The following is an 18,791-nucleotide window of genomic DNA, read 5'->3' as shown; positions in this document are numbered from 1 at the left end:
CAATGTGCCGCTATCCAAGTAAAAGGACGCGGGGCAGCCAAAAGGGCGGATGCCATTGCCAGGGTGGTTAGCTGGCGCGCGTCCTCTGGCACGGACCAAGTGCCTGTACGACAACCAGATAGTCAGCGCGGGCGGACTCTGCGTCCTGTACCGACAAGGTGCGCACGGACCGGGCGGGCAGCGCGGGGGGCAGGCTGCACGCCAGGCGATACCAGAGAAGGCTGCCCGGTTCGGGCGCCTTGGCGGCTTCGTCGACGATTTCACCCAGAGCGACGGCCCATGCCGGCGGCTGGCCCGGCCGACGCAGGATCGACAGTGATACAGGTTCACCGCCTTCGGTCCGCAGGAAGATCTGGGTCTCGCCCTCACCGGCGACGGTGCCCGCGACATGGAAGGCGTCACCCAATCCCGTTATCCGGGGCGCCGCACCATTGGCAACCAGGTCGGCGAGTACCGACTTGACCGTTGCCAGCGTCGCGGGGGTGGAGGCGATCTGAGCGTCGGGCGCGACCAACTGAATTTCGCCCGGACGTCCGCCGGGGCGTGCGAACAGGATGACGTCCGCTTTCTTCAGCTTGGGCGCCTTGCCCTTCGCGTTAAGTGGAACATCGTAAAGATAGGAGACGTTTGGAGTGATTCCCCCCTCTCCGCGAATCAGTCCGGTCACCTGTGCCTCGACAAAAAGGCGACGAAAGCCCGGCTGGACCCCCGTTGCCTGTGCAGGCGGCACCGTGATGGTGCGTGTGATCCGTGCACTGGCCACCATGGGTGCGCTGTCTGCCAGATCGGCGATATCGGCATAGGACAGAGCGCCGCGGACCGTGGCTGCGCTTTGGGCAGAGGGGGGCTGTGCTTGCGAGAGCGCTGCCGGAATCCACGGGGTTGCGGCGAAAATGAGGCAGCCCGCCGCGAAGATTTTTGACGTCATAGTGGATTTCATAATGATCTTCGTCCTGCATTTCAGGCCCGTGACAATCATGTCACAGGCAAGTCTTTCCATTGTGCAATGTCAAACGTATACTGTTTCGTCGATAAAGCGTTTGCGTCGCACGATATGCCGCGATAGGAGTTGCGAAAGTAGAAAACGAACGGACAGGGGCCAAAGTTGCCCGGTAACTAAGCCGGGCACCTTCTGGTCGTTTTTGGCTGATTTGTACAACCACTGGTAAGCTGCGTTAAGGAGTGTCGTTGCTGAATGGCCTATGCTGACCACTCGGAAGGATCGAGTCGTACCGTCTCGATCATCATCGTTGCACTGATTCACGCTGTTCTTGGCTATGCCTTCGTCTCCGGTCTTGGCATGAAATATGTCAAAAAGGCGGCAGAACAGCTGAACGTTGTTGACGTTAAGGAAGAACCGCCACCACCGGACGAGGAGCCGCCACCGCCGCCGCCAGATCAGCCGATCGAGCCGCCGCCGGTTGTAGCCCCTCCGCCGATCGTGCAAACCCCGGCCCCCGCGCCACCCATCCAGACGGTGCGCGTCGCTCCGCCGGTCGTCATTCAGACGCCCGTCGCTGCGCCGCCTCCGCCACCGCCGCCCGCTCCCAAGCAGGCTGCGCAGAAGGCGTCCCCGCGTGGTTCGCCAGGCAGCTGGGTCACGGATGCTGATTATCCAAGCCGCGCCCAGCGTGAAGAGCGGTCGGGTACGACCGGTTTCCGCCTGGAAATCGGGGCTGATGGTCGCGTAACGAACTGCACGGTTACATCGTCCAGCGGTAGCCCGGACCTTGATGCTGAAACCTGTCGTCTGCTTCCCCGTCGTGCCCGCTTCAAGGCGGCGCAGGACGAAAATGGCCAGCCGATGGCTGACAGCTTCAGCAGCCGTATCGTGTGGCGTCTGCCTCAGTAACTTATCCGGGAAGGTCGATCGCGACCCGCGCGATCTTCCCCATTTCTTGATCCATTTGAGAGGGAAGTCTTGAACATGTTGATGTCTATCGCAGCCGCTGCGGCCCCCAAGGCCGCCGCCGCCAACCCCTACGGTCTCATGGAAGCCCTCGAGCAGGGCGGCGTTATCGCCTGGACCGTTTTCATCATTCTGGTCGGCATGTCGGTCGGCACCTTTTACGTGCTGTTCACCAAGCTGATCGAGCAGCAGAAGGTCATCAACCAGTATAAGAAGGTGCGTGCGACCTTCTGGCGTTCGAACAGCCTCAAGGAAGGCGCCGCCAAGCTCGAGAAGAACAGCGCCTACAAGCAGATCGTTGACGACGGCATCGCTGCACAGGACCAGCACGCCAAGCTGACCGATCCGGTCGAAGCCCATGACTGGCTGCACAGCTCGCTCGCCCGTTCGGAGAACGCGATCAACTGGAAGCTGGGTGGCGGTCTCGCCTTCCTCGCGACCGTTGGTTCGACCTCGCCGTTCGTCGGTCTGTTCGGTACGGTTATCGGCATCTACCGCGCGCTCATCAAGATCGGTGCTTCGGGCCAGGCTTCGATCGACGCGGTTGCCGGTCCGGTCGGTGAAGCGCTGATCATGACCGCTCTTGGTCTGGTCGTCGCGGTTCCCGCCGTGCTTGCCTACAACTTCCTGCAGCGCCGTAACAAGGCGATCGCCGAGAACCTCAGCTCGTTCTCGACCGATCTGCTGGGCTACATGGTTTCCAACGGCGCGGTGAAGCCGGTCGTCGGTGCAGCCGCCCCGGCCCAGGTTGCCAAGCCAGTGCCAGCCACGCCCACCAAGGCCTGATCAAGAACGGGAGCCGGTAATGAGCGCGTTGCGCTCGTCCGGCTCCCCGACCGCAGCGCATAAGGTGCGGTCGAAAATGACAGATATGTTAGGATACTGATCAATGGCAATGAGCGTTGGAGGCTCCGGCGAAGAAAAGCCGATCACGGATATCAACACGACGCCGCTCGTCGACGTCATGCTGGTCCTTCTCATCATCTTCCTGATCGCCGTCCCGGTCGTTCTCCAGACGGTCGATCTTAACCTTCCGAAGGTTCGGTTCGAGCCGACCACGACGAAGCCGGAAAATGTCTCGCTGTCCATCATGCAGGGCAACGACGGCAGCTGTGCGGTCTACTGGAACATGACGAAGGTCGGTTCGGAAGACCTGCTGAATCGGGCTGTTGCAAAGCTGGAAGCGGATGTGAAGAAGGCTGGCGGTGTCGAAAACATGACGCCAGAGGATCTGCCCGAAGTGCATATTCGCGGCGACATCAACACGCCCTATCGCTGCATCGGCGGAACTATCTACACGATGCAGCGCGCTGGTTTCCCCAAGGTTGGCTTCATTTCCGAGCCGGAACCTGGCCAGGGCACCGAGCGTCTGTAAGACGCCTTTCTAGGAGTATCGCCAAATGGCAATGAGCGCCGGTTCAGACGATGGCGAGCCGATGATGGAAATGAACACGACGCCGTTGATCGACGTCATGCTCGTGCTCCTCATCATGTTCATCATCACGATTCCGATCCAGACCCACGCGGTCAAGATCGACCTCCCGCAGAACGCGCCGCCGACCGATAGTGTCGTCGACCCGATCAAGAACAAGGTGACGATCGACGCCGGTGGCGTCATCGCCTGGAATGGCGCACCGATCGACCTGCTGACCCTGCGTCAGTATCTTCAGCAGTCGTTGCGTCTGCCGGTCGAACCGGAGCTTCAGTTCCAGCCTAACTCGCAGACCCGCTATGTGGTCGTCGACGAAGTGCTGGCCGAGGTGAAGCGCGCTGGCGTGACCAAGCTGGGCTTCGTGGGCAACGAGCAATACGGCAACTTCTGACCGTTCGGCGTCGGTCCGGCCATTGCTTGCCGGGTGATGACTTCCCCGCTCGCTGGGGTGAAGGCCAGGAACGAAGTTGACTACGGATAAATGAAACAGAAAAGGGCCGCTTCAGCGGCCCTTTTTTTTTCGTGTGGGACAACCCGATCAGGAAATTAACCTTCCGCTTACCGTAATCCGGCATGATATGGTCTGGGTTATGTGAAATCGGACCAATGAGCGTTGAACAGATCATTATTGGATCATTGACATCGCGGGCAGCGGAGCGCTGGTCGGTGGCGATTGGCGTCAAGGTTCGCCGGTCTGGAGAAACCTGGTTCGCGAGCCGTATCTCTGACCTGTCCGTTACAGGCTTCCGCCTGCAAAGCTTCGTGAGTCTCTCCGTTGGTTCCGACTTGTGGGTGATGCTCCCGGGCTTTGAGGGGCGTCGTGCCCATGTTCTGTGGACGCAGGCTCATGAAGCAGGTTGTGCTTTCGAGGCCCCTCTGCATCCCGCTATTCTCGATCATGTGGTGCGCTTGCATCAGGAAGGCTAGAGCGCAAACCAGATGAAGCTATCCGCTGATTCGGACATCGCGCTGAATCATAAGTCTGGAGCAGTCGGTCCGATGCAGAGGGAATGACCGCTGCTCTAGGTGTCTATGGTGTTGTTGCACGTTTGTCGGGACCAGGCGTGTGCGAGTATGACCTGATGCTCCTCTTTTTCCACTTCGAGGAGAGGGAACTATCCCCCCAAGCGCCGCACATTGTATGGCATGGGTTGTTTTGCCATTCTGATGCTGTTCTTCCAGCAACCGATCGACCAGAACTTTTGATGCCGGATGGCTGGTTGGGCTATTATGGCATACCCCTCCGGCAAATAGTTTGCGGGAGTTTTGCCGTCAGGCGTGCTGGGGGCTGGATCGTATCGGGATCGTAATGTTAGGCTGATGCCATGTCCTGGAATTGCAGGCGCGCCAACCTGGCATAGAGACCTTGTTGGGCAATGAGCGTGGCATGATCGCCCTGTTCGATGATCCGGCCCTTGTCCATGACCACGATCCGGGTTGCGGCACGTACTGTCGCCAGACGGTGGGCAATCACGATGGTCGTGCGCCCAGCCATCAGCCGGGTGAGGGCGTCCTGTACCAGCCGTTCGGATTCTGCGTCCAGGGCGGACGTCGCCTCGTCCAGCAACAGGATCGGCGCATCGCGCAACAGGGCGCGAGCGATCGACAGACGCTGGCGCTGCCCGCCGGACAGGCGCGTGCCCGCTTCGCCCATATAGGTGTCGAGGCCGTTGGGAAGCGCCCGCAGGAAATCCTCTGCATTGGCGGCGCGCGCGGCGTTCCAGATGTCGGCGTCACTGGCATCCCACCGGCCGTAACGCAGATTGTCGCGGGCTGAGGCGGCAAAGATCACACTGTCCTGCGGCACTATCGCCATCATCGCGCGCACGGCGCCCGGATCGGCTTGTGGCAGGGGCACGCCGTTCAGGCTGATGGTGCCGGTATCGGGATCGTAGAAGCGCTGGGCCAGCTGGATCAGCGTGGATTTACCGGCGCCGGATGGTCCCACCACGGCAACGGTTTCGCCAGGGGCAATGTCCAGATTGATGCCGTTGAGCGCTGCAGTGTCGGGGCGAGAGGGATAGTGAAACCGCACATCAGCAAAGCGGAGCCATGCGCCACCGCCGTCGGACAAGGAGGTGGCAGGGATTGATACCGGCGCAGAGGGGGCGACAATCTCCGGCCTGGCGGTCATCAACTCGTGCAGGCGACTGGCTGCGCCTGCACCGCGCAGCAAATCGCCCCATACTTCCGACAGAGAGCCGAAAGCCCCGGCCACCAGTCCGCCCGTCAGGACGAAGGCTGCAATGCTGCCGCCCGACAGGCGCCCTGCCGCGACATCAATAGCGCCCTGCCACATGACTGCGGTGATCGACCCGAAGATCAGGGCGATGACGATTGCGGTCATCCCCGCGCGCAGGCGGATGCGCCGTCGTGCGGTTGCAAAGCCGCGTTCGACCGTGGTGTCGAACCGGGCCGCTTCGCGCGATTCTTGGCCAAAGGACTGGACGATCCGCATGGCGCCCAGCACTTCGGTCGTGATCGTGCCGACATCGGCCAGCTTGTCCTGACTGGCACGGGAGAGGGTGCGTACTTTCCGCCCGATGCCGATGATCGGCAGCAGGATGAGCGGGATACCCAGCAGCAGCAACGCGGCCAGCTTGGGCGCCAGCGCGAACAGATAGATAAGGCCGCCGATCCCCGTCACCACATTACGGAGCGCGACTGACACGGTGGTGCCTACCACCTGGTCGATGATAGCCGTGTCAGCGGTCATGCGCGAGGCGATCTCGGATGGACGGTTATCTTCGAAGAAACGGGGTGCCTGAGCCAGCAGATTGGCCTGTGTTTTTGAACGGATGTCGGCGACGACCCGCTCACCCAGCCAGGACACGAAATAAAAACGCGCGGCGGTAGCGAGCGCCAGGATGATGACGATCAGGAAAAGATATTGGAACCAGCGGCCCATGTCGCTGCCGTTGCCGCCCGCAAAGCCCCGATCGATCACCAGCTTGAACCCGCTGGGTATGGCGAGGGTCGCGGCGGAGGAGATGAGCAGCGCCAGCGCCGCGCCCGCAATCCGCCCCGGATAGCGACGGGCCGCCTGCCACAACATGGCGAGGCTGCCGAGCGGCGCACGGGCGGTCTTGTCGGTCTTTAAAGGGTCTTGCGGGTCCATCGGCGGCGATTAGCAGGCGGCTTGGGCACCCTCAATCGCTATTATGGCGCGGGGCTGTTTGCTGCATCGAACGGTTGAGGTGGCCCCCATCTATTCTTCGCCAAACTTGTCCTCGACCAGGCCGATCAGTTTGCTCAGACTGTCATGTGCGTCAGGCCCGACAGCGCTGATGGTGATATGATCGCCCATCGCCGCGCCCAGCATCATCAGGCCCATGATCGACGTGCCGGTCACAGGACCGGTGCCGTCCTTGCTGACCGTGATCTGTGCGGGCAGGCCGCTCGCCAACGTTACGAATTTTGCGCTGGCGCGGGCGTGAAGGCCGCGCTTGTTGCTGATCCGTACCTGCTGGCTGATGTCTCTCATGTCGTGCTGCCCAGTAATTCCGATGCGACGCTGATATATTTCTGCCCTGCCTCGCGCGCGGCGGCAACTGCGGCGCGCACGTCCATCGCCTTGCGCGCGCTTTCCAGGCGGATCAGCATGGGCAGGTTGATGCCCGCAATCACCTCGATCTCGCCCGCTTTCAACAGCGAAATCGCCAGATTGGACGGGGTGCCACCGAACAGGTCGGTCAGCAATATAACGCCGGACCCGTCATTCACGCGGGCAACGGCGGCAGCGATGTCAGCGCGGCGCAACTCCATATCGTCTTCCGGCCCAATGCAGATCGTTTCGATCGCTTGCTGCGGGCCGACGACATGCTCCATCGCCACGACGAATTCCGTCGCCAGCGATCCGTGCGTCACCAATACAAGTCCTATCATGTCTGTTCGCGGCCCACCTGCTTCATAATTGCGCTTCCGGGCCTCCCGCTACACGCTTCTCCAGGGCATCCTGGGGCGTTGATTCCATATTGCGATGCGAAACCGTGGGGGAAAACCCCTCTTTATGCAAGCGTTTGGCGACACGCTCGGCCACATGGACTGACCTGTGCCGCCCGCCGGTGCAACCGAACGCAATCGTGATATAGGCCTTCCCGCTTTCCGCATAGCGCGGCAGCAGGAGGAGCAGCAATTCCTCGATCCGCGAGACGGCCTCTTCATAGGCGGGATCCTGCGCGATATAGTCGGCGACGGGCCTATCAAGGCCCGTCATCGGGCGCAGGGCATCGTCCCAGTGCGGATTGCGCAGGAAACGCATGTCGAACATCAGGTCGGCGTTGCGCGGTACCCCGCGCGAAAAACCGAAGGACAAGATGGTGATCACCGGGTCCGACAGGCCATCGAGCGCATAGCGTGCGCGGATTTCCTGTTGCAGCGCGTTGCTGGTCAGGCTGGTTGTGTCGATCACCTGGGCGGACCAGCGGCGAAGTGGCTCGGTCAGTTCCCGTTCGCGGGCGATGCCGTCAACGGCGGGGCGGTCGGTGGCCAGTGGATGGCGCCGCCGCGTTTCGGCATAGCGCCGCTCCAACTCGTTCCCCGAACAGTCGAGAAACAGTGTGTCGATGGCATGGTCATGCTGGTCGCGCAGCGCCTTGATCCGCTGCACGATGGCGGCCGCATCGAACCCGCGGGTGCGCGTGTCGACGCCCAGTGCCAGTGGCCGGGGATCTTCGATCCCATGCCCCTCCGGCAGCGGCGTGTCGAGCAGCCGGTCAAGCAGGACGAGCGGGAGATTGTCGACCACTTCCCAACCCATATCCTCCAGCGTCTTGAGCGCGGTCGTCTTGCCCGCACCCGATAGGCCCGAGACGAGGAGAATGCTTTTGGGGCGAGGGGCGGTCATAGGAGGGGCACGTATTTCAGCGCCAGTTCGGCCTTGATCGGGGCGGAGGGTTCGAGTGGCGCCAGCTTGACGACGGGCACGTTCACACCCGCGATCATCCGCATCTCTGGCGCTTCTGGCAGCCGTTCCACCAGATCGGACAGGTCGATGAGCAAAGCGACGGGCGCCTCGGGCACATAGGGCAAGTCGACGACACCGATGCCGCGCACCTCGATCTTGCCGATAATGTTGACAGGAGCGGTTGCGATCAGCCGCCCGTCGACGCGCTTTATCAGTGTATAGTCGTCGCTGACCAGCACCGCGCCGCGATCAATCAGGCGCAGAGCCAGATCGGACTTGCCCGATCCGCTGGGACCCGCAAGCAGTACGGCCTGTCCGTCGATGGCGACGCTGGTCGCATGGACCGTTTCAGAAGATAACGCGCGCACCATGTCTGCTTACCACCCCAATGTACCTCTTTAGCCCTACTTTGCGGCGGGGCAAATGGCGTATCGAAAAAGGGGAGGAGGGGAAGCGTATCGCTTTGGGGCAGCGGGGTAGCCGGGAGCGACCCATTGCGGCGCGCCCTGACTATTGCGTATTCGGCAGACCCTGCCCCCGCGCGACCATTGCGGCCAGAACCAGGGCACGGGCGGAATCCACCGGGCCGGTGAGGGCGAAGGCAGTGTCACGGCTTTCCCAATAGGCGATCGTGTCGGTGGCGCGCCGGGCCAGCAAGGGCTTGTCCTCTGCCGGGGTTTCGGTGCGGTCGGCGAAGAGGGACACGCGCTCGCCGCGCGCCGTCACCAGCGACACGGCGACCGCCGGGCTGTCGGTGGTGGGATAAAGCTGGACATCGCGCACCGTCCATCCGGCGGGCAGGGCAGGCAGGGTGATTCCGGTCGATCGCGCGATTTCCGGCGCGTCGATCCGCGGACTTTCGATCTGCGAAATCATCGCCTGCCGCAACAGGCCGGTGCGGTGGGAGGCGGCAGCTTCATCAAGGAAGGTCTGTGCCTGCGCGGCCTGCGGAAATTCGCCCATCTGCCCGCGCGCGATCCAGCCCGTGCCGACCAGCGCCGCGATGATCGCCGCGCGGGCGCCATGGCGCATGAAACGTCCGCGATCATTGTCGTTGGCGGCGGGTTGCGACATGTCGCGGCGGCGGCCGACCAGAGTCCCCTTCGTCCCGTCCTGCACCAGCCGGAAGTCGATATGCGGCCAGCGTTCACGCCAGCGTCGCGCCACCAGCCGCTCGCCGGGGCGCGCGGCATCGTCCAGCAGCACGACGCCATTGGGAGAGAGGCGCGCGAACAGGCTGTCGGCAGCGCCGCGCACCATCGGATGCACGGTCCAAGGCGGGCCGTCGATGATGATGAGGTCGATCTGGTCCGGCAGATCGTCAATCGCATACCAGCGCCCCGGCCAGTCGGCGATTTCCGCGTCCAGTGGTGCGTGGCGAATGTCCACCGACAGGCCATTGTCGGCCAGCCAGTTGCGCGTAGCGTCGACGAAGCCGCCATGCTGGTCGAAACTGTGCAATTGTCCGCCACCATGCAGCGCCAGCGCCTTGGCCGCGACGAGGCTGGACGCGCCCGCGCCCAGTTCCACCACATGCGCTGGACGCAGCCGTGTGATTTCACGCACGATATGGCGCAGAAAACCGACATCGGCCTTCCAACTGCCCAGATGCGGCAGGGCGTCGGGCGCAAGGTCCAACTCGTCCATCAGCACCCGCTTGTCCGCCTTGCGTCCGCCCGACAGGCTGGCGAGTAGCCAGGGCCAACTGATAGCGCCAAAGCCGATACGCCAGGCGAGGTCCGAAAGCGTTGCATTGTCAGGGCGTCGCCCAGCGTTGTCGTCCCCTTCTGTCAAGGGCAGAAATCCGGTCAGTTCGCGTGATGTCACAGGATAGAAGTCCTTGAAAACGGGGTAGCCACCAACGGCATCATCGCATAGGCGGATTGCGCCTTGCGTCAATCAATCGGGATAGAGAACGCCGATGACTGCCCTTATTTCCGCGACGGTCGAGCGTTGGCCGGTGGCGGGCGCCTTCATCATCAGCCGGGGGGCCAAGACTCAAGTCGATGTGGTGGTTTGCATCGTGGGCGACGGCGTGCATCAGGGGAGGGGCGAGGGCACCGCAATCTATTATGAGGGCGAGACGGCTGAGGGCTGCGCCGACGCTATCCGCGCCTATGTCGGGCCGTTCGATCGGGAGGCGTTGCTGATCCATATGCCGCGCGGGGCGGCGCGTAACGCGCTGGACTGCGCGCTGTGGGATCTCGAAGCGAAGCAGGCAGGCGTGCCGGTGTGGCAGTTGGCGGGGCTGGACGAGCCTGTTCCGCTGGCCACGGCCTTCACCATCAGCCTGGGTGAACCGGAAAAGATGGAGGCGGATGCGCGGGCGGCCGCTGCGCGCGGCTTCGGTCTGCTCAAATGCAAACTGACGGGGGATGGCGATCTGGCCCGGATCGCGGCGGTGCGGGCAGGCGCGCCCGATGTGCGGTTGATCGTAGACGCCAATGAAAGCTGGCATGATCGAGACGTCGCGGGTGAAGCGGCGGCGCTGGCCGCGCTGGGCGTTGAGATGGTCGAGCAGCCGATCCTGCATGGGCAGGAAAAACGGCTGGCGGGCGTCACCGCGCCCATCCCCTTTTGCGCGGATGAGAGTTGCCACACGCGGGCCGACCTTGACCGGCTGGGTGCATTCGATGCGATCAATATCAAGCTGGACAAGGCGGGCGGGTTGACCGAGGCGCTGGCCCTGGCGCGGGAGGCGCGTCGCCAGGGGTTTCGCGTGATGGTGGGGTGCATGTTGAGCACATCGCTGGGCATCGCGCCCGCCGCGCTGGTGGCGCAGGGGGCGGACTGGGTGGACCTGGATGGGGCATTGTTGCTGGCAGAAGATCGCGATGGTGCGCTGGCGATGCGGGACGGGATGCTGATGCCGGGGAGGCTGTGGGGCGGGGGGACTGTCGCGTAAAGTCGGTCGCTTTGCCATCTAACATCTTGGAACCAGAGGATCGGGACGCTAACGATAAAGGGATAGGCTGTGTCCTTCGGCTCAAAATGGCCGCGTCAGAACATATCGAGGAGTGAATGATGTCCCAAAAGCCAACCGCGCCATCCGTCAGCGAGGCATCCGCTTCGAAGCCTGCCGGGGCAGCCAAGTCGGCGACTCCGGCTGCCGTCAAGGGTACCAAGACCGAAGGCGCGCAGAGCAATCTGGTGACGAAGAGCGTGGCGATCGGTATCGGGTCCGCGGCGATCGTTGCGGCGCTGATGTTCGTGCGCCGACGCTGATCCTGTCGCGACGCCGCTCAGGCGCTCCCGATTCCGACGATCATGCGGCGCGCGCGTCCCCGTCGGCATAGGGCATGATCATTCGACCGTCCGGCGCGGCGGTGAAGGTCGTCTGGGTCGGATAGGCGAACTCCAGCTCCTCCTCATTGAAGCGCCTGAATATCGCCAGCCCTACCGTATGCCGGGTCATGAAATAATCCTGGGTGTCAGGGTCGGGCACGTCGAAATCCAGCTCATAATCCAGCGAACTGGCGCCAAAGGCGATCAGGCCGCATTGGATGAAGATCATGCCGCAGCTTTCCACTACCTCGCGCATGATCCGGGGCATGGCCTCTGCCTTCTCCTGCGGCGTCTGGTAGATGAGGCCGAGCATGAACTTGACCCGCCGCCGCTCCAGCGTTTGCAGGCTGGTGATTTCCTTTTGCAGCAGGTTGGCGTTGGAAATGACCTTCCGCTCCCCAGACATGGCGCGCAAGCGCGTGGATTTGAGGCCAATGCGCTCGACCCGCGCCGTGGTCTGGTCATAGGTGATGATCTCTCCACGCTTGAACGGCTGGTCGAAGATGATCGAGAGGGCGGCGAACAGGTCGGAGAAAATGCCCTGCGCGGCCAGGCCGATGGCGATGCCGCCAATGCCAAGGCCTGCGACCAGACCGGTGACGTTGACGCCCAGATTGTCGAGCACCATGACGGCCGCGATCGAGAACAGTGCAACCGTCACCAGCAGGCGGATGATGCCCATGGCGTTGGCCAGCGTGTCGTTTCCGCCCTCCGCGCCGGTCTTGCGCTCGATCAGGCCCAGGATGATTTCACGCAGCCAGATCGCGCCCTGGAAGACAGCGGCCACGGTGAACAGGAAGGTGATGGTGCCCGTGACCATGGCCGGGGGTGCGGCATAGCCCGCGACCAGACGGGCGGCGACCATCACCATGAAGAATTGTGTGGTCTTTGCCGCCGCGCGGGCGATCACTTGCGGCAGGCCCAGATGATCTCCGGGTTTCCCTTTCAACCGTTTAGCGAAGCTGGCGAGCGCTGCGACGGCAAGATAGATGAGGATGCCGACGCCGACGGCAATCAATATCTGGATATAATGATCGCCCAGCCAGGCGATCGTCTGGTCCCAGGTCTGCCGCAGGTTCAGTGGCTTTGCGGGGGCGTCGAAAATCGGAACGTCCTTTTTGTCGGCCATATACATCCTTACTGCTATTGGCGTTTCAGGCCGCGATCGCCAGAGGCGCGTCGGCGGCCGACATGTCGAGGAATGCGATCAGTCCCCGTTCGTAGCGTGACAGATAGCGCGTCCGCCGCGGCAGGCGAAGCCCCTCCCGCCATAGATCCTGCACGGTTCCCCGGTCAGCCTGTGCCAGCTCGATCAGGGCGGGGTGAATGTAGCTTTTGCGGCTGATCGCGGGTGTATTGCCCAGCGCCAGCGCAACCGGCTCGATCATCTGCTTGAGCGAGACATGGCCCAGTGCCAGCGCTTCGAAGGCGATGGTGGAGGCGCCCCATGTGCGAAAATGCTTGGCGGTGAAGTCGCCGCCCATGGCATCCGAGATATAGGCGTTGACGTCGGACGAGGTGATCGGTCGCGCATCGCCCTCTTCATCGAGATATTGGAAGAGATGCTGGCCGGGCAGATCCTGCACCGCGCGAACGAAGCGCAGCAGGCGTCTGTCGGTGATGGTTTGCAACTGCTCTTTCCCCGATTTTGCCCGATATTTGAGGGTCAGCGCCTTGCCGGACAGGTCGACATGGCGGCGACGTAGCGTAGTCGCGCCGAAACTCTTGTTGGTGGTGGCGTAATGTTCATTACCGACCCGCAGCCTGGCGAGGTCGAGCAGGCGCACGACGGCAGCGATCGTGCGGTCCTTGCGTAAACCGCGCGAGGAGAGGTCGGCCTCCACCGTCATACGGAGTTTCGGGAGCGCGCGACCGAAACCGGGGCAACCGGCATATTTTTCCGCATCCCGCGCTGCGCGATATTCGGGGTGATAGCGATATTGCTTGCGGCTCCGGTCGTCATAGCCAGTCGCCTGGATATGACCGTTGGGTTTCAGGCAGAACCAGCAGTCGCGATAGGCCGGTGGCATGGCGATGGCGTTCAACCGGTCGATTTCGTCGCGATTGGTAATCCGTTTGCCGTCCGGGTGATAATAGGCCCAACCGCGCTTCAACGGCTGCCGTGTGATGCCGGGGCGGCTGTCGTCGGCATGGACGATGCGGATGGTGGGCATGAGTGTGGCCGGGCTTTCCTGTTCGTCCTTTCAAACCCGTCGTTCGTCGCTTCGTTCCGCGACCTGAATCATCGAAGCGTTCAGGCGGGCGGTGTTGCAGGCCGGACCCGTGGAAGTTTGAACGAAAGGCGAAGGGCGGGCGCGCCGTGCCCTCGCCAATGTAACGGGACGCGGCGTAAAGTTGTCAGATGCGCGAACAGCAAGAGCAGGCAGGCACCTGTTGCCGGGACGCTCCAACTGATGCTGGCGGGCAGCGCCCAGCCGACCGCACCGAACAAGGCGACGCCGCCGCCCGCGATCAGCGCTGCTTCCGGTTCGCCATCCGGGCCACGCAACCAGAAGATGCCGAGTATCACGCCGCTGGAATATAGGCTGAGGCAGCGCAGCAGGTCGAAACCCCAGCCGACGCGCGTCAGCCCCTCAAGCATCGTGCCGGCCACGATCATCAGCGCCAGCAGCCCGCCACGCTGGAACTTGCCGAACGGCGTGGTCATCATCGGATAAAGCAGCAGTTCGGCCAGTAGCGCTGCCGCCAGTGCGGATATCCCACCCGCCAGCACCGCTGCGATCCAGACCAGCAGTCGCGCGGGTTTCAACCGCACATGGCTGGTCCAGCCCCGCCAGCCGGACCTGAGCGTCCAGCGCCGGTCCATCAGGCGGAGAAGAAAGGCCGACAACAGGAACAGCAGTTCAAAACCGCGCGGGACAAACCAAGGCTCCGCCAGCACCGTCAGCGCCGTCGCCGCGACTCCGCCGGCGATCAATCGTGCGCGCGTCATACGGCGCTCGTTACTTGCTGTGCGGAGAACATCGGCACGATCGTTTCTGCCTTGCGTTTGCGGGAAAGATAGGTGTCCAGGCCGATTTGCAGTGCCAGCATCATGAAGATGAAGGGCTGATAAGCGATGCCGACGAACAGCGATCCCAGCATATAGATCATATGCCCCTGCTGCAGCGCCACCGCGAGCGGCGACACCCATAAGAGGTCCGTTTCGGTGCGTTTTGCATAGGTGCGCCGGATCGATTCAGTGCGGAAGAAGGTAATGCCATGCAGCAGCAGCCATAGGCACAAGCCGACATAGCCCTGTTCGCCCAGCATCTCGAAATAGCTGCTATGATAGGCGCGGCCCCGATCGGTGATCATCTGCCGTTCGACCCGTTTGCCTGCGCCGTCGCTGACCACCGTTTGCATCGGATAGGTAAAGCTGTTTGCAAGATAATTGTCGAAGCCGCCGCCGCCCGGATGCGCCTTCACATAGTCGATCGTCCAGCTCCAGACGGCGAGGCGGGTGGATGCGCTTTCGTCGCTATTGTGATTTTCGATCGTCTGCATCCGCTGAGTGAAGCTGGCGGGTAGAAAGGGAATGGCGCACAACGCTGCCACGGCCATCAGTCCGCCATAGGCGAATTTGCGCTGCGACCGAAGCCACATCATCCCCGCCAGCATGACGATGCAGAGCAGGCCGGTGCGCGCCTCCGTCCCAATCGGCATCAGCAGGCAAGCGCCACACAAGGCATAGCCGAACCAGCGGACGCGCCAGTCGGGCGGAAAGATGGTGCCATGCTGCGTCAGCCAAAGAATCAGCGGAATGAGGGAGATGGCGACGCAGGAGATGATGGACCCTTCATACAGGCCCGCATTGTCGGTGATCATCAGGTTGAGAACGCCATAGCCGCCGCCTGACAGGGCCGTCTTCATGCCGCCGTTGATGATGATGGTGCTGACGGACAGGACCATGAACAGGGCCAGCGCCTCGATCCGCAACCGGGTCCGCAGGACGACCGGCAGGAAAACGGCGAAGATCATCGCCTTCCATACCCAGCCCCATTTATGCGCGGCCTCGATCGGGAAATCGGCGGTTGCGGTGGTGTAGCCGCACCAGGCCAGCAGGGCGAGCAACAGCAATTGGCGAAAGGAGAATCGGCAATCCTTCTTGTCGTCCACCGCCACCCAGGCGCCCACCGCCAAAACGAAGGCGATCAGCGAAATCGGTATGGAGTTTAAAAGGAAATAGGAGAGTCGTTGGGGCGAGACGATGTCTATATAGGCATAGACCGCGATCAGCAGGAAAGGCCGCTTCAACCCGAGCAGGAAGAAGACGCTCAGAAAAGCGATGAAGAACAGGTCACGCATCGGCGGCGTCTCCGCCAGTGTCGGTGGCCTGCGGGTCGACATCCAGATCGTCGCGCGACAGCAGCCGCCACGCGGCCAGCAGAATGAGGCCATGGCTGATCAGCAGGGAAAGGGAGTCGATCATCTGTGCGGCGTTCTTGTTGGCTGACCTTCATGGGCACATGCCCGTCCTGATTTCCACTAACGCAACAGAGTTGACGGGCCGTTAAGGCTTTTGCGGCAAATGCATGGGGCTATGACCCGCATCCTGCACGTCCTTGACCACAGCCTGCCACTCCACAGCGGCTATACCTTTCGCACCCGCGCGATCCTGCGCGCGCAGATCGCTCAGGGGTGGGAGGTGCGTGGCATCACCGGCCATCGACACAGCGCGCCATGGCAGCAGGCGGAGGAAATGGTTGACGGCCTCCACTTCCACCGCACGCCCGGCGCGCCCGCGACCGGCAATGCGCTGGTCCGCGAATGGCGGGACATCGCCGCCCATGCCGACGCGATCGAGGCGCTGGTGCGGCAATGGCGCCCGGATGTCATCCACGCCCATTCGCCGGTGTTGAACGCCCTTGCCGCGCAGCGCGTCGCGCGCCGCCATGGCATCCCCACTGTCTATGAGATTCGTGCTTTCTGGGAGGATGCGGCGGTCGGTAACGGCACGGGGACGGAGGGTAGCCCGCGCTACTGGCTGACCCGCCAGCTTGAAACCCATGCCGTGCGCGCCGCCGATGCAGTCGCGGTGATCTGCGAAGGCTTGAAGGGCGACCTGATCGCGCGGGACATCGATGCGGGCAAGATCATCGTGTCGCCTAATGGCGTCGACCTCGATCAGTTCGGGACGCCGGTGCCGCGCGATCCGGCGCTGACCGCAGCATTGGGGCTGGAGGGGGCCGATGTTATCGGCTTCATCGGCAGCTTTTATGACTATGAAGGGCTGGACGATCTGATCGCGGCGATGCCCGCACTGGTTCGCGCCCGTCCGAAGGCGAAACTGCTGCTGGTCGGCGGTGGCCCGCGTGAAGAGGCGTTGCGGGCGCAGGCGATGGCGTCGCCCTTTGCTGACCATATCGTCTTTGTGGGTCGCGTACCGCATGACCAGGTCGAACATTATTATGCGCAGGTCGACATATTGGCCTATCCGCGCAAGGCGATGCGCCTCACCGATCTGGTGACGCCGCTCAAGCCGCTGGAGGCGATGGCGCAGGGGCGCCTGGTCGCGGCATCGTCTGTTGGCGGGCATCGCGAACTGATCGAGGATGGCGTGACCGGCACGCTCTTCCCGCCCGATTACCCGGCTGGCATCGCGGCGTCGCTGGAAGGCCTTTTCGCGGATCGCGCTTATTGGGACGAACGCCGGGCCATCGCCCGCGCCTTTGTCGAGCGCGAGCGTAACTGGTCGTCAAACATTTTACGTTACGAACCCGTTTACCAACGGCTGTTGGGTCTGCCCAGCCGGGCGCGGGCCGCAGCCTGATGAGCGGATCGAGACGATGATGGGGCTGAGAGGCAGCAAGGATGTGGCGATGGCGGCACTGGCCGGAGGCGGAGTGGCGCTGGTCGTACTGACGACGCCGGTGGGCCTTGTCGAAATGCTGATCACGTCGGCTGGCATTTCTGAAATGCTGCCCGCCGCCGCGCCGCCACTGAGCCTTCTCGCCCGGCTGCTGATCGCGGCGTTCGCGGGAGTCATGGCGATCGGTATCACCTGGACAGTTACCGGAAAGACCAAGCAGCGCGCGCTCGTCGATAGCCGCGCCAAGGGAGACAGGAAAATGGGTTTCGCATTGTCAAAGCTGACTGCACTTGCGCGTGGGCGTTCGGCCTTCGATGGGGCGGCGCATCCGGTACCCGCCGTGCGTCGTGCTGATGCGCATCCCGATGCGCCCGCGCGTGCGCCGATCTTTGCCAGCCGCGATTTCGACGGCCTGGATATCTTCACTACACCAGCACCTGAGGCGCGCCGTATGACCCAGCCGGAAGCCATTGAGCCGATGGTCGCTGTAGAGTTGGAGCGCAATATTGTGATGCCTGCGGTCGGGCTGGACATGCCGCGCGCGCCCGAACCGCTGGCAGAGGCCGAACTGCCCCCAGTGCCGGTCTTTGCCGGTCCCGGTTTTACGCCCTCTTTCGTCACCTTGTCCGAGCAAGAAGACCTGTCGGGCCACGCCCCCGCGCCGTTGGCGCAGGCAACGCCTGCAGAACCTACCGATCCTCGCCCGATTACCAGCCTGTCGATCACCGAACTGACCGCGCGGCTGGAGCGTGGTCTGACCCAGCGGGGCGCCCCGTCGATCCCGCGCGTCATCGCGGATATGCCGGTCGCGGACCCGGTGCCCGTCAGTCCGATGGTTGAGCCCGACGTGGACGAAGCGCTTCGCGCGGCCCTTGGCACGTTGCGGACGCTTGCCGCGCGCGCGGGCTGATCGCTCACCACTCCTCGATCGTTAACGCCGATAGCTCCAGCGTCGCCACCGGGCCGCCATCGGACCCAGTGGAGACCTGCTGCGCGTCGGCGGTGATGTCGGCGACGAAATGGCCCTGTAGGGTCCATTCGGCCTCTTCGATCCCCTTGATCATCGCCGCCAGTCGCGCAGTGGCATCCGCGCCGACAAATGTCATCGTCACTTCATGTCGCCGCCCCTGGAACAGAGCGCTGGCCCAGGGGCGACTTGCGGTGCGGACCACGGCGCATGGTTCACCGGCGCGCGCGACCAGTTGCCGCAACAACCGGGGTGTGCCGCGCCATTTATTTCCCAGTTCGGATGATGCGGGATATGGGGGGCTTTGACGGGACATATCGGGATGAGATGCCCGGAAAAACGGGCTTTTCGCGGGTTTCGCGTCGGGGCGGCCTGCATCGAGGAGTTTTTGGCGCATCCGCGCGAATGCATGGCAATACAGGCCTCCTGACGCCGCAAAAATGGCGGTTTTCCGTGAGCGCTTCCCAGTTTTCCGAAAAG

The 18,791-nt window shown here is 63.0% G+C and carries 22 protein-coding genes; 9 read left to right on the top strand and 13 right to left on the bottom strand.

The window, feature by feature from the left end:
- Positions 1-67: 67 nt before the first annotated feature.
- Positions 68-928: a hypothetical protein gene (locus tag WFR25_RS21380; protein ID WP_336973525.1), complete on the bottom strand. Its 861-nt coding sequence runs from the start codon at positions 926-928 to the stop codon at positions 68-70.
- Positions 929-1,195: 267 nt separating this feature from the next.
- On the opposite strand from WFR25_RS21380, the gene WFR25_RS21375 reads away from it, so the two are divergent.
- The 5 genes from WFR25_RS21375 to WFR25_RS21355 all read left to right on the top strand — a co-directional run bounded on the left by WFR25_RS21375 (position 1,196) and on the right by WFR25_RS21355 (position 4,268).
- Positions 1,196-1,852, top strand: coding sequence for an energy transducer TonB (locus WFR25_RS21375; RefSeq protein WP_336973523.1), 657 nt, complete (start codon positions 1,196-1,198; stop codon positions 1,850-1,852).
- A gap of 75 nt (positions 1,853-1,927) precedes the next feature.
- The gene (locus WFR25_RS21370) at positions 1,928-2,695 is read left to right on the top strand and encodes a MotA/TolQ/ExbB proton channel family protein (protein WP_336973521.1); all 768 of its coding nucleotides are present in this window, start codon (positions 1,928-1,930) and stop codon (positions 2,693-2,695) included.
- A gap of 103 nt (positions 2,696-2,798) precedes the next feature.
- Positions 2,799-3,284, top strand: a complete 486-nt coding sequence (locus WFR25_RS21365) for an ExbD/TolR family protein (RefSeq protein WP_336973519.1) — start codon at positions 2,799-2,801, stop codon at positions 3,282-3,284.
- Between the two features lie 25 nt (positions 3,285-3,309).
- Positions 3,310-3,732: an ExbD/TolR family protein gene (locus WFR25_RS21360; RefSeq protein ID WP_336973518.1), complete on the top strand. Its 423-nt coding sequence runs from the start codon at positions 3,310-3,312 to the stop codon at positions 3,730-3,732.
- 215 nt (positions 3,733-3,947) lie between these two features.
- Positions 3,948-4,268, top strand: coding sequence for a PilZ domain-containing protein (locus tag WFR25_RS21355; RefSeq protein ID WP_336973517.1), 321 nt, complete (start codon positions 3,948-3,950; stop codon positions 4,266-4,268).
- A gap of 385 nt (positions 4,269-4,653) precedes the next feature.
- Here WFR25_RS21355 and WFR25_RS21350 read toward each other — a convergent pair whose 3' ends face one another.
- From WFR25_RS21350 to WFR25_RS21325, 6 genes are all read right to left on the bottom strand, one after another.
- Entirely contained in the window at positions 4,654-6,459 is a 1,806-nt protein-coding gene (locus WFR25_RS21350; RefSeq protein ID WP_336973516.1) for an ABC transporter transmembrane domain-containing protein, read from the bottom strand.
- A 90-nt stretch (positions 6,460-6,549) separates the two neighbouring features.
- On the bottom strand, positions 6,550-6,825 hold the full coding sequence (locus WFR25_RS21345) for an HPr family phosphocarrier protein (protein ID WP_336973515.1): 276 nt from the start codon (positions 6,823-6,825) through the stop codon (positions 6,550-6,552).
- Positions 6,822-7,226: a PTS sugar transporter subunit IIA gene (locus WFR25_RS21340; RefSeq protein ID WP_336973513.1), complete on the bottom strand. Its 405-nt coding sequence runs from the start codon at positions 7,224-7,226 to the stop codon at positions 6,822-6,824. Before WFR25_RS21340 ends, WFR25_RS21345 begins: the two co-directional genes overlap by 4 nt.
- 22 nt (positions 7,227-7,248) lie before the next feature.
- The gene (rapZ, locus tag WFR25_RS21335) at positions 7,249-8,187 is read right to left on the bottom strand and encodes an RNase adapter RapZ (protein WP_336973512.1); all 939 of its coding nucleotides are present in this window, start codon (positions 8,185-8,187) and stop codon (positions 7,249-7,251) included.
- Positions 8,184-8,618, bottom strand: coding sequence for an HPr kinase/phosphorylase (locus tag WFR25_RS21330; RefSeq protein WP_336973511.1), 435 nt, complete (start codon positions 8,616-8,618; stop codon positions 8,184-8,186). The genes rapZ and WFR25_RS21330 overlap by 4 nt, the downstream gene beginning before the upstream one ends.
- 139 nt (positions 8,619-8,757) lie before the next feature.
- Complete coding sequence (locus tag WFR25_RS21325) at positions 8,758-10,074, bottom strand: class I SAM-dependent methyltransferase (RefSeq protein ID WP_336973508.1); 1,317 nt, start codon at positions 10,072-10,074, stop codon at positions 8,758-8,760.
- 94 nt (positions 10,075-10,168) lie between these two features.
- Between WFR25_RS21325 and dgcA the strand changes: the two genes are divergently transcribed.
- Together dgcA and WFR25_RS21315 are read left to right on the top strand one after the other, a co-directional pair.
- The gene (dgcA, locus tag WFR25_RS21320; RefSeq protein ID WP_336973507.1) at positions 10,169-11,152 is read left to right on the top strand and encodes an N-acetyl-D-Glu racemase DgcA; all 984 of its coding nucleotides are present in this window, start codon (positions 10,169-10,171) and stop codon (positions 11,150-11,152) included.
- 116 nt (positions 11,153-11,268) lie between these two features.
- Positions 11,269-11,472 (top strand): hypothetical protein, encoded by a 204-nt coding sequence (locus WFR25_RS21315; protein ID WP_336973505.1) that lies wholly within the window; start codon positions 11,269-11,271, stop codon positions 11,470-11,472.
- Positions 11,473-11,512: 40 nt separating this feature from the next.
- Here the strand turns inward: WFR25_RS21315 and WFR25_RS21310 are convergent, their stop codons facing one another.
- From WFR25_RS21310 to WFR25_RS21290, 5 genes are all read right to left on the bottom strand, one after another.
- Positions 11,513-12,661, bottom strand: a complete 1,149-nt coding sequence (locus WFR25_RS21310) for a mechanosensitive ion channel family protein (protein WP_336973503.1) — start codon at positions 12,659-12,661, stop codon at positions 11,513-11,515.
- A 25-nt stretch (positions 12,662-12,686) separates the two neighbouring features.
- The gene (locus tag WFR25_RS21305; protein ID WP_336973502.1) at positions 12,687-13,706 is read right to left on the bottom strand and encodes a DNA topoisomerase IB; all 1,020 of its coding nucleotides are present in this window, start codon (positions 13,704-13,706) and stop codon (positions 12,687-12,689) included.
- Positions 13,707-13,786: 80 nt separating this feature from the next.
- On the bottom strand, positions 13,787-14,485 hold the full coding sequence (locus WFR25_RS21300; protein WP_336973500.1) for a hypothetical protein: 699 nt from the start codon (positions 14,483-14,485) through the stop codon (positions 13,787-13,789).
- Positions 14,482-15,840: a putative O-glycosylation ligase, exosortase A system-associated gene (locus WFR25_RS21295; RefSeq protein ID WP_336973499.1), complete on the bottom strand. Its 1,359-nt coding sequence runs from the start codon at positions 15,838-15,840 to the stop codon at positions 14,482-14,484. Before WFR25_RS21295 ends, WFR25_RS21300 begins: the two co-directional genes overlap by 4 nt.
- On the bottom strand, positions 15,833-15,964 hold the full coding sequence (locus WFR25_RS21290) for a hypothetical protein (protein ID WP_336973497.1): 132 nt from the start codon (positions 15,962-15,964) through the stop codon (positions 15,833-15,835). The genes WFR25_RS21295 and WFR25_RS21290 overlap by 8 nt, the downstream gene beginning before the upstream one ends.
- Positions 15,965-16,075: 111 nt before the next feature.
- Between WFR25_RS21290 and WFR25_RS21285 the strand changes: the two genes are divergently transcribed.
- Both WFR25_RS21285 and WFR25_RS21280 read left to right on the top strand, forming a co-directional pair.
- Positions 16,076-17,305 carry a TIGR04063 family PEP-CTERM/XrtA system glycosyltransferase gene (locus WFR25_RS21285; protein ID WP_336973495.1) on the top strand — a complete coding sequence of 410 codons (1,230 nt, stop codon included), beginning with the start codon at positions 16,076-16,078 and terminating at the stop codon, positions 17,303-17,305.
- 16 nt (positions 17,306-17,321) lie between these two features.
- The gene (locus WFR25_RS21280) at positions 17,322-18,254 is read left to right on the top strand and encodes a hypothetical protein (RefSeq protein ID WP_336973494.1); all 933 of its coding nucleotides are present in this window, start codon (positions 17,322-17,324) and stop codon (positions 18,252-18,254) included.
- A 4-nt stretch (positions 18,255-18,258) separates the two neighbouring features.
- Here the strand turns inward: WFR25_RS21280 and WFR25_RS21275 are convergent, their stop codons facing one another.
- A complete protein-coding gene (locus WFR25_RS21275) occupies positions 18,259-18,456 on the bottom strand; it encodes a hypothetical protein (RefSeq protein WP_336973492.1) in 198 nt (65 codons plus the stop codon).
- Between the last annotated feature and the right edge of the window lie 335 nt (positions 18,457-18,791).

This window comes from Sphingobium aromaticiconvertens, from assembly GCF_037154075.1.
In the GTDB taxonomy this organism is placed as follows: Bacteria; Pseudomonadota; Alphaproteobacteria; order Sphingomonadales; family Sphingomonadaceae; genus Sphingobium; species Sphingobium aromaticiconvertens.
This window is presented reverse-complemented; position numbering and strand designations above follow the sequence as displayed.